Annotated in this window: 13 protein-coding genes; 5 read left to right on the top strand and 8 right to left on the bottom strand. The window is 67.5% G+C overall.

The features are described from left to right. Nucleotides 1–14: 14 nt before the first annotated feature. From PSEWESI4_RS07935 to PSEWESI4_RS07965, 7 genes are all read right to left on the bottom strand, one after another. Nucleotides 15–1,478 (bottom strand): alginate export family protein, encoded by a 1,464-nt coding sequence (locus PSEWESI4_RS07935; protein ID WP_187670656.1) that lies wholly within the window; start codon nt 1,476–1,478, stop codon nt 15–17. Between the two features lie 11 nt (nt 1,479–1,489). Beyond that, complete coding sequence (locus PSEWESI4_RS07940) at nt 1,490–2,830, bottom strand: sel1 repeat family protein (RefSeq protein WP_187670657.1); 1,341 nt, start codon at nt 2,828–2,830, stop codon at nt 1,490–1,492. Nucleotides 2,831–2,835: 5 nt separating this feature from the next. Further along, nucleotides 2,836–3,999, bottom strand: coding sequence for a PilZ domain-containing protein (locus PSEWESI4_RS25280; RefSeq protein ID WP_187670658.1), 1,164 nt, complete (start codon nt 3,997–3,999; stop codon nt 2,836–2,838). Between the two features lie 17 nt (nt 4,000–4,016). Next, entirely contained in the window at nt 4,017–5,564 is a 1,548-nt protein-coding gene (locus PSEWESI4_RS07950) for a glycosyltransferase (RefSeq protein WP_187670659.1), read from the bottom strand. Nucleotides 5,565–5,739: 175 nt separating this feature from the next. Further along, entirely contained in the window at nt 5,740–7,185 is a 1,446-nt protein-coding gene (locus PSEWESI4_RS07955) for a mannose-1-phosphate guanylyltransferase/mannose-6-phosphate isomerase (protein ID WP_187670660.1), read from the bottom strand. 34 nt (nt 7,186–7,219) lie between these two features. Further along, complete coding sequence (gene algD / locus PSEWESI4_RS07960) at nt 7,220–8,530, bottom strand: GDP-mannose 6-dehydrogenase (protein ID WP_187670661.1); 1,311 nt, start codon at nt 8,528–8,530, stop codon at nt 7,220–7,222. A gap of 642 nt (nt 8,531–9,172) precedes the next feature. Further along, entirely contained in the window at nt 9,173–9,574 is a 402-nt protein-coding gene (locus PSEWESI4_RS07965) for a YkgJ family cysteine cluster protein (RefSeq protein ID WP_187670662.1), read from the bottom strand. A gap of 176 nt (nt 9,575–9,750) precedes the next feature. Between PSEWESI4_RS07965 and estP the strand changes: the two genes are divergently transcribed. The 5 genes from estP to PSEWESI4_RS07990 all read left to right on the top strand — a co-directional run bounded on the left by estP (nt 9,751) and on the right by PSEWESI4_RS07990 (nt 14,343). Beyond that, nucleotides 9,751–11,658, top strand: coding sequence for an esterase EstP (gene estP / locus PSEWESI4_RS07970; protein ID WP_187670663.1), 1,908 nt, complete (start codon nt 9,751–9,753; stop codon nt 11,656–11,658). Nucleotides 11,659–11,807: 149 nt separating this feature from the next. Continuing rightward, entirely contained in the window at nt 11,808–12,818 is a 1,011-nt protein-coding gene (locus tag PSEWESI4_RS07975) for a class 1 fructose-bisphosphatase (RefSeq protein ID WP_187670664.1), read from the top strand. A gap of 3 nt (nt 12,819–12,821) precedes the next feature. Next, on the top strand, nt 12,822–13,424 hold the full coding sequence (locus tag PSEWESI4_RS07980; protein ID WP_187670665.1) for a DUF924 family protein: 603 nt from the start codon (nt 12,822–12,824) through the stop codon (nt 13,422–13,424). Between the two features lie 110 nt (nt 13,425–13,534). Further along, entirely contained in the window at nt 13,535–13,789 is a 255-nt protein-coding gene (bamE, locus tag PSEWESI4_RS07985) for an outer membrane protein assembly factor BamE domain-containing protein (RefSeq protein ID WP_187670666.1), read from the top strand. Next, nucleotides 13,789–14,343 carry a lipocalin family protein gene (locus PSEWESI4_RS07990; protein ID WP_187670667.1) on the top strand — a complete coding sequence of 185 codons (555 nt, stop codon included), beginning with the start codon at nt 13,789–13,791 and terminating at the stop codon, nt 14,341–14,343. The genes bamE and PSEWESI4_RS07990 overlap by 1 nt, the downstream gene beginning before the upstream one ends. Before the next feature lie 58 nt (nt 14,344–14,401). On the opposite strand, the gene PSEWESI4_RS07995 is transcribed toward PSEWESI4_RS07990, so the two are convergent. Continuing rightward, nucleotides 14,402–15,769 carry a formimidoylglutamate deiminase gene (locus PSEWESI4_RS07995; protein WP_187670668.1) on the bottom strand — a complete coding sequence of 456 codons (1,368 nt, stop codon included), beginning with the start codon at nt 15,767–15,769 and terminating at the stop codon, nt 14,402–14,404. Nucleotides 15,770–15,866: the final 97 nt, after the last annotated feature.

Below are 15,866 nucleotides of genomic sequence, written 5' to 3' on the forward strand. Positions count from 1 at the left end.
GCCGCACCTTTCCGTTAGTAGCGAAGAACCGCGCCGAAGGAGAGTTGGTAGTCGTCGTCCAGACCACGGACGGCGTTGCCGGCCAGGAAGTAGCCGGCGCTGAACAGCAGGTCGAGGTTGAGTTGCCGGCCCTGGATGGCGAAGGGGAACATCTCCCAGTAGTAATTGAGGTCGAGCACCTGGCCGAGCGACTTGCTGCCGGTGATCGGGTTGGCCTGCCCCGGCGCCGTGGGTGGCGCCAGCAGTTCGGGGGAGATGCGCAGCGGCAGGTCCTGGTCGGGGTCGCGCAGGTACAGGTCGGAGACCCGCACGTCGAAGTAGTGGCGTGGCTGCGGGCGGGTTTCCACGGCGATGCCGTAGAACGCCAGGTTGCGCAGGTTGACGCTGATGAAGGAGCCGAGCAGGCCGCTGGAATAGGTCTCGCGGCCGCTGACCCGGTCCGATTGCAGTTCGTTGAAGCCGAAGCCGTCGAACTCGTCGTCAGGCTTGTCGGTGATCCCGGCGCGCAGGGCGATGCGCGGCTGCCAGGGCCAGTCGTCGAAGCGCTTGCCGAGGTCGCCGACCAGCGCCCAGCCACGGCTGTCGTGGTGCTCGCTGGTCTCGGCCGGCGCGGCGCTGGTGGCGCGTACCCGGCCGGCGAGCAGCGCCAGTTCCACCCGGTAATCGCTGATCGGGCCCCAGTCCAGGTCGTCGCCGTGGGCGAACAGGCCGAGGCGGCCGCCCTTGAAGTCGGTCGGGTCGTCCGGGTCGGCGCCGGAGTGGTCGTACTCCAGCAGCACGCGCGTGCCGGCCCAGTGCTTGGCCTGCCAGCGCCAGGCGTATTCGCCGAAGCCGTAGAGGATCGAACGGGCGCCGTCGTCCAGGCTGTTGGAGTCGCTGTTGTAGTAGAAGAAGCGCTGGCCGACGGCGAAGAAGCCGCTGGCGAAGTCGTCGCTGTAGTCGAAGCGCAGCGATTCCAGGCTGTCGTCCCACCACATGCCGTAGTAGTCGGCATAGCGCTGGCGGCCCAGGGCCAGGGAGAAGCGCGGGTCGTCGCCGATCAGGTTGCGGCGCAGGTAGAACTCGCGCAGCTCGGCGCTGAAGTGCTCGACCTGGCGCCGCTCGCGGTCCAGGTCCTGCTCCTGGAACGGCGTACTGGCCTGGCTCGAGTTGTAGTTGAACCAGGCGCGCACGAAGCCCTGCCAGACCGGCCACTGGCGCTCCGGGCTGAACCACGACAGCGAGGGTTCGTAGCGCAGGCCGTAGAAGGGCTCGTAGTCCTCGCTGAGGTTCGAGTCCTGCGGGCCGTAGCCGCCCTGCACGGTGAACTTGTGGCCGATCTCCAGGGTGTCCGCCGCCGGCGCGGCGTCTCCGGCCGGCACGCTTTCCCCGGCGGGTGCCGTGGCTTCCCCGCTGTCTTCCGCCCGCGCCAGGCCGCAGCCGAGCAGCAGGGCCCAGCCCAGCCAGTGCGCGGTGTGCTTGCCGATGTTCCTTGGCATGTGGTGGTTCCTCATAGCTGGACCTTGACGTTCTTCAGGATGTCGCTGCGTGCGCGCTGGGCGTCGGCCAGTTCCTGCTGGCTGATCTCGCCCTCCAGTTCGCGGAGGAACTTGCGCGCGCCCAGTTCGCCGTAGTCCACGGCGATACGCGCGTAGGCGTAGGCCTTGACCCGGTCGTTGCAGATGCCCTTGGCGTGGGCGTAGAGGTTGGCGATGCGGTAGAAGGCCGAGGCGAAGCCCTGTTCGGTGAGCTGCTGGTAGGCCTCGATCGCCTTGAACTGGTCCACCTCGTCGAGGCCGCCCATGCTGTGCAGTTCGCCGAGGTTGAGGTAGGCGTTCTGGTAGCCCTCGGCGAGCAGGCCGAGGATCAGTTCGTGGGCCTTGAACGGATCGAGGGTCGGCCAGGCGCGGACCATGTAGGCCGAGGCGCGCAGGGCTCGTCCCTGCTGCGACTGCACGGCCTCGATGCGGTCGATAAGGGCGAACACCTCGGCGGGCTGGTAGTGGCTGGCCGAGGACATCATGTAGCTGGCCTTGGACTGCATGGCCGCCACCGAGCCGCGCCCGCTGGCGTGGTCCAGCCAGGCCAGCACGTCCGGGTCGTGCTCGCGGGCGATGCTGCTGAGCAGACTGCCGATGGCCTGCGTCACCGGCATCGGCAGCTCGTCCATCCGCGCCATCAGCTCCTTGGCGTAGGCCGGGAACAGCTCGTCCTGGCGGTCGCCGAGGCTGTAGTAGTAGCGCTCCACCGCGCGCGCGTCGTCGAGCATCGCGCGTCGCCAGTAGCTCTCGGCCATGGACTTCCGGCCCTGCTGTTCGGCCAGTGCGGCGCGGTAGGTGAGGGCCCGGCAGTCCTCCACGCAGGCGCGCTCGTAGAGTTCGATCAACTGCTGTGCCCGCTCCGCCGGGAAGTCCTCGGGATAGACCAGGAACACCTCGAGGGTATTGGACAGGGTGCGGAAGTCGCGGGTCTGCGGGTAGCGCCGCACGGCGTCCTGGAAGAACGCCTGGTTGTGCGCGCGGTACAGGGTGTTGCCGGCCACCAGCGCGGCCAGGCGGCTGAGCGCGCCGAGTTCGCCGCGCCCCTGGTCGAAGGCGCTCTGGTACAGCCCGATGGCCTCCTGGACCCGCTGCGTGTCGGCGGAGCCGGACAGCCGTTCGGCGAGCAGCAACTGCGCACCGCGCTCGCCCCGCTCGGCCAGGGCGCGCAACTGCGGCTCGACCTCGGCGCGCGGGTCCTGGTGCAGGCGATAGCGGATCTGCGCCAGGCTGTCCGCCTGCGCCGCGCCTGCCAGCAAGGCTGCCAGGGCGGCGGCGCAGAACCGCGGGGCGAGGGACTTCGCGCGGCTCATGGCGGCTACTCCCGGCGCAGCTCGGCCAGCAGCCCGGAGAACGGCAGGCCGAGGTAGACGTCCACCGCCAGCGGCTTGCGGTAGGCTTCGCGCGGCAGCGGTTCGGCGGGCTGGATGGTCAGCACCAGGGCCTGGTTCTCGCTGTCCAGGGCCGAGTCGACCACGGTGCCGGCGATCGGCTCGCCGCCGCCGAACAGGCTCAGCTCGACCCGGGAGACGCGGTTGACGTCCTTGAGCCGGTCGAAGGGGAAGCTGGCCTGGACGAACAGGCCCTCGTCCACAGGCAGCAGGTGTGCCAGTTCGTCGTACTTGTAGGCGTAGCCGTCCGGGCGCTTGGTGGGGAAATACACCTCGCAGTCGCAGGGGCTGGCGATCACCGTCTCCACCAGCGAGCGGTTGAGCAGCGCTTCGGCGTCGGCCGGAGCGAGGCGGGCCAGGGCTTCCAGGTCGGACGGGGTGTTGATGCTGGTGGCCAGTTGGGTGGAGACGCTGGCGATCGGCTGGCCGACGGCGACCCGGGGTTGCCGAGGATCGACCAGCAGCTTGACGTAGCCGTTCTCCGGCATGCTCACCACGTAGGCGTTGGCGCTGACCAGCGCCTGGCTGGCGGCGACGTGGAAGAACAGCAGGTACAGCTTGTGCAGCAGCAGGCTGGCGACCAACAGGCCGGCGGCGAGGAACAGCAGGCTGCCGAAGGCGGCGCGCAGGCGCTCCCAGAGGCTGCGCGAGGTGCTCGCCTTGTGCTTGCGCTGCTTGATGTAGTTCTCCCGCTGCAAGACGTGGAGCAGGCCGTTGATGTCGGCGATCTCCCCGGACATGTAGGCGCTGATCAGGTAGCGCAGGATGTCGCGCTTCTGCTCGTCCAGCTCGATGAACTCGGTGCCGACCAGGGGGCCGCGCTGGGACACCACCTTGATCCTGGCGTCGATGTTCAGCACCACCGCGTTGAGGCGCAGGTGGATCGAGGCGTACAGCAGGCTGCCGATCTTCAGCGGCTGCTCGCAGTTCAGGCCGAGGCCGCCGAGGGAGATGTCCTCGATCTGGCACTCGGTGGGTGGGATGCCGCCGCCGCTCAGGGTGACCTTGGCGGGAATCTTGGTGCGCACGTACTGGCGTTCGTCGATCGCCTCGTGGACCACATTGGCGGACAGGTTTCCGACAGTGCTCATGGGTGTTCGCCTCGCGCTCAGGGTTGGGTGGCTTGCAACAGCAGGGCGACGGCTCCGAAGAACAGCGCGACGGAGGACGCCAGCATGGTTTTCGAGGTCAGGCGGTTGAGGGCCAGGTCGAGCCCGGCGGCACCGCCGCTGAGAGTGGTCTTCTGACGGGTCCAGCTCTGCTGGTCCATGTGGAACATGGCGTGGATCTTCATCAGCGAGCCGAGGATCTGGTTGTAATAGAGAACCAGCGGGTAGAGCGGATCGACCCGGTGCCCGGAGAACGGCATCAGCAGCGTCACCAGGGTCCGCGAGAGCAGGATCCAGAACAGGTAGACCACCAGGAACTGCGCGCCGTAGAGCAGCGCGGCCGTCAGCGAGGCGGTCAGCCCGAGCAGGCTGGTCCACATGGAAACGCGTTGGTCGTAGAGCACGTACATGGCGAACATCCCCAGTTGGCGGAAACCCAGCAGGCGGGTGGCGCGGAAGTTCTGGCGCAGCGAGTTGCCGTACCAGCGGAACATCAGTTGGCGGGTGGCGCGCAGGAAGTTCTTGTCTGGCGGATGCTCGACGGTGAGGGTGTTGCTGTCGGGGACGTAGAAGGTGTCCCAGCCGGCGCGCATCAGGCTGAACCAGGAGGACTTGTCGTCGCCGGTGAGGAACTGGAAGCGGCCGAGGCGCCAGTGTTCGAGGAAGTCGGCCTCGACGTCGCGGATGAACTCCGGGTCGGTCATCACCCGCGCGCGGAAGAACGACAGCCGCCCGGTCATGGTCAGCACGCGCCGCGACAGGGCCATGGAGCACATGTTGATGTGGCGCTGGGCGAAGCGCAGCGAGTGCCACTCGCGGATCAGCTTGCCGCCCTCGACCTCGCAGAATTCGTTGGTGGTGATGCCGCCGACGTCGGGCAGGTAGGCGAAGAACTTCACCGCGTTGGCCACGCAACCGGGCAGCAGCATGGTGTCGCCATCGACCACGCCGACCACCGCGTCGTTGCCCGGCATGCGCCGCGACAGGGCGCGGAAGGCATGGGCCAGGCCGTCGCGCTTGCCGGTGCCACGGGCCCGCACGATGAGCAGGCGGATGTCGTCGCGGCCCTGCACCTCGCGGCGCATGATCTGCTTGATCAGGTCCTCGTCGCCCTTCTCGACGATGGAGGCGATCACCGTGCACGGCACCGGCAGGCGCTGGATTTCCCGGAATACCGACTGGTAGACCTTGAAGGTGGTCTGCGCGGGGATGCGGAAGCTGGTCACCACCATGAACAGTTGCGACGGCAGAGCCGCGTCGCCCATGCGTTCCACCGCCCGGCGCATGGCCGGGAAGCGCCAGTGCAGGAAGTACATGCCACGCAGGTAGTGGGCGATGGCATTGCCGTAGCGCCAGGTGCCGAGGGCGCCGAGCAGCAGGATGAAATGCTTGTGCCGTGGGTCGAGCAGGCTCGGATCGAGCAGTTCGGAGAGCAGCACCAGGCAGGCGAACAGCAGGCTCCAGCCGAACAGACGCACGCTGAAGTCATGCCAGCGCGTCGCCGCGCCAGCCGGGCTCGCCGTGATTCTTGCCGTTCCTGTAGTCATGGACATCCCCCTTCTTCCCGAAAGGCCGAGTGCGTTCGATCCATGGCAGTCGAAGATGGCGCGGCGCCCCTTGGGCGCTTGCCCGAGCCTGCCTCTTGGAGGCGGCGCCGTCGGTGCGGCGCTTCTGGCTCGTCGGCGGCGCTGCCGGCAACTCGTGCCGGCAACGCGCCGTGGTTCAGGTCTTCACCGGCTCGCCCTCGCGTTGCTTGCCGGTGCGCCCGTAGACATCTTCCAGGCGCTGGATGTCGTCCTCGCCCAGGTAGCTGCCGGACTGCACTTCGATGATCTCCAGGGGGATCTTCCCGGGGTTGGCCAGGCGGTGCACCGAGGCGATGGGGATGTAGGTGGACTGGTTCTCGGTGAGCAGGAACACTTTGTCGTCGCAGGTCACCTGGGCGGTGCCGGAGACCACGATCCAGTGCTCGGCGCGGTGGTGGTGCATCTGCAAGGACAACTGCGCGCCGGGCTTGACGGTGATGTGCTTGACCTGGAAACGGCTGCCGTTGTCCACCGAGTCGTAGGCGCCCCACGGGCGATAGACCTGGGTGTGGTTGTGCGCCTCCTGGCGGCCCTGGGCGGCGAGCGTGTTGACCAGTTGCTTGACCTCCTGGCTGCGCTCGCGATGGGTGATCATCACCGCATCCTTGGTTTCCACCACCACCAGGTCGTCCAGGCCGACCAGGGTGACCAGCTTGCCGGTGCCGTGCACCAGGCAGTTGTGGCAGTCCTGCAGCACCACGTCGCCCTGCAACGCGTTGCCGTGCTCGTCCTTGCCCTGCACGTCCCATAGCGACGACCAGCAGCCGACGTCGTTCCAGCCGGCGTCCAGCGGTACCACGCAGGCGCGCCCGGTCTTCTCCATCACCGCGTAGTCGATGGAGTTGTCCGGGCAGCAGGCGAAGGTGGCTTCGTCGATCGCCACGCTGTCGCCCTCGTGCTTGCTGCGCTCCAGGGCCAGCAGGCAGGTGTCGTAGATGTCCGGCTCGTGGCCTTTCAGTTCTTCCAGGTAGCGGCTGCAACGGAACAGGAACATGCCGCTGTTCCAGAAGTAGTCGCCGCTGGCGACGAACTCGCTGGCCTTGGCCGAGGAGGGTTTCTCGACGAACCGTTCGACCGCCAGCACGCCCGGCGGAAGGTCGTCCCGGGCGGGGCGGCTCTTGATGTAGCCGAAGCCGGTTTCCGGTTTGCTGGCCGGTACGCCGAACAGCACCATGGCGCCCTGTTCAGCAGCGATGGTGGCCAGCGCCAGGGCGCGTTGCAGGGCCTTCTGGTCTTCGACCACATGGTCGGCGGGGAGCACCAGCAGCAACTCGTCGCGACCCTCGGCGACCAGCTTCATGGCGACCATGGCGATCGCCGGCGCGGTGTTGCGGCCGAAGGGTTCGAGCAGCACCGCCTGGGCGCTGCAGCCGATACCGGCGAGCTGTTCGCTGACGATGAAACGGTGCTCCTCGTTGCACACCACGATGGGCGCGCCCATGCCCTCGGCGTCGAGGCGCATCAGGGTCTGCTGGAACAGCGTCCGCTGTCCGGTCAGCGCCAGGAACTGCTTGGGATACAGCTTGCGCGACAGGGGCCAGAGACGGGAACCGCTACCACCCGACAGGATGACTGGAATCATGTTCGTATCCTCCAAAGGGGACGCCCGTGGGCGTCTACCAGCAGATGCCTTCGCTGCCGTTGCGGCTGGTGTGCGCCATGAAGCCGACCAGGTCGACGATCCGCTTGCCTTCCGGGGCGTTCTCGACCAGCTCGCGGAAGCGCTCGTCGGCGTTGCCGAGGACGATCAGGTCGGCACGCTCGACCACTCGCTCCAGATCGCTGTCGAGCAGCGACGAGACGTGGGGGATCTTCGACTCGATGTACTCCTTGTTCGCCCCGTGGACCCGCGCGTACTCGACGTTGCGGTCGTAGATGCTGAGGTCGTAGCCCTTGCCGATGAGCATTTCGGCCAGTTCCACCAGCGGGCTCTCGCGCAGGTCGTCGGTGCCGGCCTTGAAGCTCAGGCCGAGCAGGGCGACCTTGCGCTTGTCGTGGTTGGCGATGATGTCGAAGGCGTTCTGCACCTGGCTGGCGTTGCTGCGCATCAGCGAGCCGATCAGCGGCGCCTCGACGTCGAGCTGGCTGGCGCGGTAGTTCAGCGCGCGCACGTCCTTGGGCAGGCACGAGCCACCGAAGGCGAAGCCGGGCTTCATGTAGTAGCGGGAGAGGTTGAGCTTGTGGTCCTGGCAGACCACGTCCATCACCTCGCGGCCATCGACGCCGACCGCCTTGGCGATGTTGCCGATCTCGTTGGCGAAGGTGACCTTGGTGGCGTGCCAGACGTTGCAGGTGTACTTGATCATCTCGGCGACTTCGATGTCCTTGCGGATGATCGGTGCATCCAGCTCTTCGTAGAGCGTCTGCAACAGGTCGCCGGAACGGCTGTCCAGCTCGCCGATCACGGTCATCGGCGGGTAGTTGTAGTCCTTGATCGCGGTGCTCTCGCGGAGGAATTCGGGGTTCACCGCGACGCCGAAATCGACGCCGGCCTTCTTGCCCGAGCATTCTTCGAGCACCGGGATCACCACGCGGTTGAGGGTGCCCGGCAGCACCGTGCTGCGCACCACGACGGTGTGCCAGCCACCCTTGTCGCGCAGCGCCTCGCCGATTTCCGCGCACACCGATTCGATGAAGTGCAGGGCCAGGTCGCCGTTGCGCTTGCTCGGCGTGCCGACGCAGACGAACGACAGGTCGCTGTCGCGCACCGCCGCCTGGACGTCGGTGGTGCCGCTCAGCGTGCCGGCCTTCACGCCCTGCTCCAGCAGGGCCTCCAACCCCGGCTCGACGATCGGCGACTTGCCCTGGTTGATCAGTTCGATCTTGGTCGGCGAGATGTCCACGCCGATCACCTTGTGCCCTCGTGCCGACAGGCAGCCGGCGCATACGGCACCGACGTAGCCCAACCCGAAAATGCTGATACGCATTGACCCATCTCCCTTGGTGATCAACTTCGAGGCGAACGCAGGCCACCTGACGCGCGCCAGTTGAAATTCAGTTCGGGCAGTTAGCAGCAATCGCCACGACTACGGTGGCGTGGAACATGAAGCGGGCAACTGCAGGGTCTGCAGCTACGGTCTGCCGCCGGCTTCTTGTTAGTACGGGCAGGGGTAATGGCCGCTGCGACGAGTACACCTGGCGGCAATGCGGGAGCCGCGCGCTCGTCGAGGGGAGGATGATTGTTGTCGTTATGTTGGCTTCTTGTACGGCTCCCGTCGGCGACGCATCTCCTGTCGCGTCGGGAACACGGGCTTAAAACTGCATGGCGTTCGGCTGCAAGTCAATAACTTGGCATATACCGATTAGCGCTAAGTAATTCGATTATTATTTGTCAAAAAAATGGCGATCAGTTTGCTGTCGCGCCCAACCAGGACCTCGTGACGACCGTAGGGTGCGAGCATTGTCTACCCCACCGAGCGCATCGGCCCTGGTAGGGGGCACCGCTTGCCGGGAGCGGGCACGGAGTCTGGCTGGGAGCATGGGTGCTGCCTTCCCGCCGGTGCGCATGGCGCACCCTACGACCAGCCGCGAGCGTTGCCCCCGCCGTGCGTATCGGCACCCTGCCGAAGCTAGGCGGGTCGCTTTGGCCGGAACGCGCAATATCCCGGGCGTGGGCCGATCTTCGGGTGGTTGCGGCAGGTGTCCGGGCGTCGCTCGTAGATGCTGCACAGGCGGGTCTTGCGGTCCAGGTACAGGCAGTCGTTGTTGCTCATGCGCACCAGGGTGTAGATGCCGGTCTTCTGGTTGAAACGCTCGACCACGCCGTCCTTGATCAGGCGCTTGGCGATGTTCCTGGCCGGTTCGCTGCGCTCGAACTCGTCCACCACGCCGATGCGCAGCAGGTCGTTGAAGCGCACCTCGACCGGCAGGGTGCAGCAACTGGAGACGCAGCTACCGCACAGGTTCTTCTCGTACTTGATCCAGGTTTCGGTGCGCTCGAGGTCGGCGCCGACGATCAACAGCTTGTTCATGGGGGATGCTGAGGAGGGTTGCGGGGGCGGCATGATAGCGGCGCTGGTGAAAAAGTGAACAGGCGCATGCGCCGGCGGTCGTGATATTCACGGCGGATATGGGACTGGCGGCGCGGTGTCGACAGGCTAAAGTGGAACAGACGTCCATCTTCCAATAACAATCAAGGACCTCATCGATGAATACAACGTTGTTCCGGCTCGCTCCGGTATGTCTGCTTTCGTTGTTCTCCACCTCCCTTCTCGCCGCGCCTTCCTACAGCGGACTGGTCGTCTTCGGCGACAGCCTCAGCGATGCCGGGCAATTCCCCGACCCGGACGGCCCGCCCAACGCCACTTCGCGCTTCACCAACCGGGTCGGCCCCACCTACCAGCACGGCAGCGGAGAGGTGTTCGGCAATCCATCGCCGGTGCTGCTCGGGCAGATGCTGGACGTCGGCGGCCTCGGGGCCTCGACGTCCCCGGTGAACGCCGCCCAGGGCCTGCCGGATGGCGACAACTGGGCGGTGGGCGGCTACCGCACCGACGAAATCTTCGCCTCGATCACCCAGCCGGGTGGCTCGATCATCGGCTCGCGTACCCGCGACGGCTACCTGGTGGACCTCGCCAATCGCGGCCTGAGCCTCGATCCCAACACGCTGTTCTACGTCAACGGCGGCGGCAACGACTTCCTCCAGGGGCGCGTCCTCAACGAAGTCCAGGCGCAGGAAGCGGCCGTGCGGCTGGCCGACAGCGTGCGCGCGCTGCAAGGCGCCGGGGCGCGCTACATCATGGTCTCGCTGCTGCCGAACGTCGGCACCACGCCAGCGCTGGCCGGCACCCCGCTGGCCGAGGCCTTCGGCGCCCTGGGCACGGCGCTGAACACCGAGCTGCTCGCCCAGTTGCGGACCATCGACGCGGAAATCATCCCGCTCAACGTGCCGCTGCTGTTCAGCGAGGTCGTCCAGGACGCGGCGCGCTTCGGCTTCGATACGAGCCAGGACCTGGTCGGCACCTGCTTCGACGGCTGCGCCAACCCGAATGCCACCTGGGGCATCGGCAGCGCCACGCCGGACCCGAGCAAGCTGATCTTCAACGACAGCGTGCACCCGACCACCGCCGTCCACCAGATCTTCGCCGACTACGCCTACTCGCTGCTGGCCGCGCCCTGGGAGCTGACCCTGCTGCCGGAGATGGCCCACGGCACCCTGCGCGCCCACCAGGACCGCCTGCGCGCGCAATGGCAGGCCGATTGGGAAGCCTGGCAGCCGGTCGGCCAGTGGCGCGGCTTCGTCGACGGCGGCGGCCAGCACCTGGACTTCGACGGCCAGGGCAGCGCCTCCGGCGGCGACGGCACCGGCTACAACCTGAACCTCGGCACCAGCTACCGGCTCGACGAGGCCTGGCGGATCGGCCTGGCCGCCGGCTTCTACGGCCAGGAGCTGGAGGCGGGGGCCGCCGATTCCGACTACGACCTGCGCAGCTATCTCGCCAGCGCGTTCGTCCAGTACCAGCACAACCGTTGGTGGGGCGAGGCGGCGCTGACCGGGGGCTACCTCGATTACCACGACCTCAAGCGCAAGTTCGACATGGGCATCGCCACGCGCAGCGAGAAGGGCGATACCGATGGCTCGCTGTGGGCGTTCGGTGGCCGCTTCGGCTACGACATCGCCGAGCCGGGCAGCGACTGGCACCTGAGCCCGTTCGTCAGCGCCGACTATGCGCGGGTCGAGGTGGACGGTTACGTCGAGAGCGGCGCCTCGTCGACGTCGCTGCGTTTCGACGACCAGACCCGCACCTCCAAGCGCCTGGGCGTCGGCCTGCAAGGCCGCCTGCAAGTGTCGCCGGCCACCGCGCTGTTCGCCGAAGTGGCCCAGGAGCGGGAGTACGAGGACGACACCAGCGACCTGCGGATGTCGCTGAACAGCCTGCCCGGCATCGACTTCAACCTGCAGGGCTACACGCCCGACGACAAGTTGCAGCGCGTCAGCGTCGGCTTCAGCCAGCAACTGTCGCCCGGCCTGGCCCTGCGCGGGAGCTACACCTTCCGCAAGAGCGATGACGACGAGCAGCAGGCGCTGGGGGTGGCCCTGAGCCTGGATTTCTGAGCGCGACGAAACGCGGGAACTCGGGGGGAATGGGCGTGTCAGCAGCTACTCCCGGCTGCCGGCGCGCCCAGGTTGTCGGCGCCGGGAGGCATCGATACCCGTTCCGCGTTAAACTGCTCGGGTTTTTTCTTCCCCCTCTGGAGCCTTCCATGTCCCGCGTCACCCTCAGCCGCTATCTGATCGAGCAGACCCGCAGCAACAACACTCCGGCCGATCTGCGCTTCCTTATCGAGGTGGTGGCGCGCGCCTGCAAGGAGATCAGCCACGCGGTGTCCAAGGGCGCGCTGGGCGGCGTGCTCGGCAGCATGGACACCGAGAACGTGCAGGGCGAAGTGCAGAAGAAGCTCGACGTGCTATCCAACGAGATCCTCCTCGAAGCCAACGAGTGGGGCGGCCACCTGGCCGGCATGGCCTCCGAAGAGATGGACAACGCCTACCAGATCCCCGGCAAGTACCCGAAAGGCGCCTACCTGCTGGTGTTCGACCCGCTGGACGGCTCCAGCAACATCGACGTCAACGTCTCGGTCGGCACCATCTTCTCGGTATTGCGCTGCCCGAACGAATGCTTCAGCCAGAACGACGCCCTCGGCGAGGAAGCCTTCCTGCAACCGGGCACCCGCCAGGTCGCCGCCGGCTACGCCATCTACGGCCCGCAGACCATGCTGATGCTGACCCTCGGCGATGGCGTCAAGGGCTTCACCCTGGACCGCGAGCTGGGCAGCTTCGTGCTCACCCACGACAGCATCCGCGTGCCGGAAAGCACCGCCGAGTTCGCCATCAACATGTCCAACGAGCGCCACTGGGAAGCCCCGGTCAAGCGCTACGTCGGCGAACTGCTGGCCGGCAAGGAAGGCCCGCTGGGCAAGAACTACAACATGCGCTGGATCGCCTCGATGGTCGCCGACGTGCACCGCATCCTCACCCGTGGCGGCATCTTCATGTACCCGCGCGACGGCCGCGAGCCGGAGAAACCCGGCAAGCTGCGCCTGATGTACGAGGCCAACCCGATGTCCTTCATCATCGAGCAGGCCGGCGGCGCCGCCACCAACGGCCACCAGCGCATCCTCGACATCCAGCCGGAATCCCTGCACCAGCGCGTGGCGGTGTTCCTCGGCTCGAAGGAAGAAGTCGAGCGCGCCACCCGCTACCACCAGGAGTGACCCGTGCCGGCCGCCTGGCAACCGTTGCTCGACTGGTGGTTCGGCGCCGGCGGCGCGGCCGCCGAGGTGGCCGGGCAGCGCCAGAGACTGTGGTTCGGCAAGCGTGACAGCCAGGACGCCGAGGCGCGCGAGCGCTTCGGCGAGTGGGTCGGGCAGGCGCTGGACGGCGGGCTCGGCGACTGGGCGGCGACGCCCGACGGCTGGCTGGCGCTGATCCTGCTGCTCGACCAGTTGCCGCGCATGATTTATCGCGACAGCCCGCGCGCCTTCGCCGGCGACGCCCGCGCCCAGGCGCTGGTCGCCGAGGGGCTGGAAAAGGGATTCGAGGCGGGGCTGCCGCCGATCCGCCAGGTGTTCGTCTACCTGGTCCTCGAGCATGCCGAGGACCTTGCCCAGCAGCAGCGCAGCGTCGAGCGTTTCCAGGCCCTGCTGGACGCCGCGCCGGCCGCCGAGCGCGAGCTGTTCGCCGGCTTCCTCGACTACGCCGAGCGCCATCGCGAGGTGATCGCCCGCTTCGGCCGCTATCCGCACCGCAACGCGGCCCTCGGTCGCCCCTCGACGGCGGAAGAATTGGCCTACCTGCAGGAACCCGGCGCGGGTTTCTGACTCCAAGGGGCTTCCGTCCGACCGGTTGGGGTCTATTGCGGTTTCGGCTCGTGACGAAGCGTCAATAGACCCTATGCTCAGTCTGTCGACCCCAGTCCGAGGAGATGTCCATGTCATTGCGCCGTTTCGCCCTGCTGGCGATCTGCGTGGCCCTGGCCGCGTGCAGCAAGGTCAACCAGAAGAACTATTCCCAGCTCAAGGCCGGCATGCCCAAGGCCGAAGTGGAGCAGTTGCTCGGCAGCCCCACCGAGTGCTCCGGCGCGGCCGGTTTCAGCAGTTGCACCTGGGGCGACCAGAAGACTTTCATCAGCGTCCAGTACGCTGGCGACAAGGTGCTGATGTTCTCCGGCAAAGGTTTGAAGTGATGGTTTTACGCGTTTCCCTGATCCTGTGTGCCGCGCTGCTCCTGGGCGGCTGCGCCAACTCCGGCACCGGCCCGGTGCCACCGAAGACCGCCGGCAAGGTCGACCTCGGGCGCTACCAGGGCGCCTGGCACGAGCTGGCGCGCCTGCCGATGTTCGCCCAGCGCGCTTGCGTGCAGGCCGAAGCCCACTACCGCCTGCGGGACGACGGCGGCCTCGACGTGCTCAACCGCTGCCGCACCGCCAAGGACGAATGGCGCGAATCCAGCGGCCAGGCCGCGCCGCGCAAGGCCGGCGACACCGACAAGCTGTGGGTGCGTTTCGACGGCTGGGCCTCCGGGCTGGGCAAGGGCGACTACTGGGTGCTCTACCTGGACGACGACTACCGCACCGCGCTGGTCGGCACCCCGGACCACGACTACCTGTGGCTGCTCTCGCGGACCCCCGAGGTAACGCCGGAAGTCCGTGCCAAGCTGCTGGACGAAGCCAAGCGCCGTGGCTACGCCATCGACAAACTGATCTGGCGCGCACCGGACAGCGCGATCTCGTCCCGCTGATCTTCCCACGTGCGTATCGGCACGCACCCTACGGCCGTCACGAGCGTTATCTGCCCCGTCAGGCGCCCAACACCTCGCGCAACACCTGGGCGAAGGCGCGGGCGGTCTGCTCCTCGGCGGCGTGGTGGCCGTTGCGGACCACCCAGCGGCCGCCGACCATCACGTCGCGCACCTGGCGGTCGCCGCCGGCGAACAGCCAGCGGTTGAGCAGGGCGTCGTCCTGGCTGGTGGCCAGGTAGGGATCGTCGCCGTCCAGCACCAGCCAGTCGGCGCGCTTGCCCACCGCCAGGGCCCCGACCGGCTGGCCGAGGGCCTGGGCGCCGCCGGCCAGGGCGGCGTCGTAGAGGGTGCGGCCGATCATCGGCTGGTCGGCGCGGTACAGGCGGTTGCGGCGCTGGTCGCGCAGGCGCTGGCCGTATTCCAGCCAGCGCAATTCTTCCGCCACGCTCACCGACACGTGGCTGTCCGAGCCGATGCCCAGGCGTCCACCCTGGTCCAGGTAGTCCACCGCCGGGAAGATGCCGTCGCCCAGGTTGGCCTCGGTGGTCAGGCACAGCCCGGCCACCGCGCCGCTGCGGGCCATCACGGCGACTTCGCCGGGCTCGGCGTGGGTGGCGTGGACCAGGCACCAGCGCGCGTCCACCTCGACATTCTCGTACAGCCACTGCAACGGACGGCGGCCGCTCCAGGCCAGGCAGTCGTCGACTTCCTTCTGCTGCTCGGCGATATGGATGTGGACCGGGCAATCGCCATGCTCGGCGACCAGCACCTCGGCAATCTGCTGCGGAGTGACCGCGCGCAATGAGTGGAAGCACAGCCCCAGCCCTTGCAGCGGCTGGCCGGCGAGATGCCCGCGCAGGCGTTCGAGCAGCGCCAGGTAGGCGTCGGTGCCGTTGATGAAGCGCCGCTGCCCCTCGTTGGGCGCCTGGCCGCCGAAGCCGCTGTGGCTGTACAGCACCGGCAGCAGGGTCAGGCCGATGCCGACGTCGCGGGCCGCCTGGCTGACCCGCAGGGCCAGTTCGGCCGGGTCGGCATAGGGACGGCCGTCGAGGTCGTGGTGCACGTAGTGGAACTCGGCGACGCCGGTGTAGCCGGCCTTGAGCATCTCGATGTAGAGCTGGCGGGCGATCACCTCGATGTGTTCCGGGCCGAGCCTGCCGACCAGCCGGTACATCAGCTCGCGCCAGGTCCAGAAGCTGTCGTTGGGGTTGCCGGCCACCTCGGCGAGGCCCGCCATGGCGCGCTGGAAGGCATGCGAATGGAGGTTGGGCATGCCCGGCAGAACGGGCCCGTGCAGGCGTTCGGCGCCTTCGCTGCTGGCGTCCGCCACGACGCTGCCCAGCAGGCCGTCGGCATCGACTTCGAAACGGACGTTGCGCGCCCAGCCTTCCGGGAGGAGGGCGCGTTCGGCGTAATAGGTCGGCATAATCATGCTCCTGCACGCATGGATTTATTTGTATATACATATACAGACGTTCGGGGCGTGCGTAAACTGCCGCCTACGCCATCTCGCCAAGGAGCGC

It is taken from the genome of Zestomonas carbonaria (genome assembly GCF_904061905.1).
Taxonomy (GTDB): domain Bacteria; phylum Pseudomonadota; class Gammaproteobacteria; order Pseudomonadales; family Pseudomonadaceae; genus Aquipseudomonas; species Aquipseudomonas carbonaria.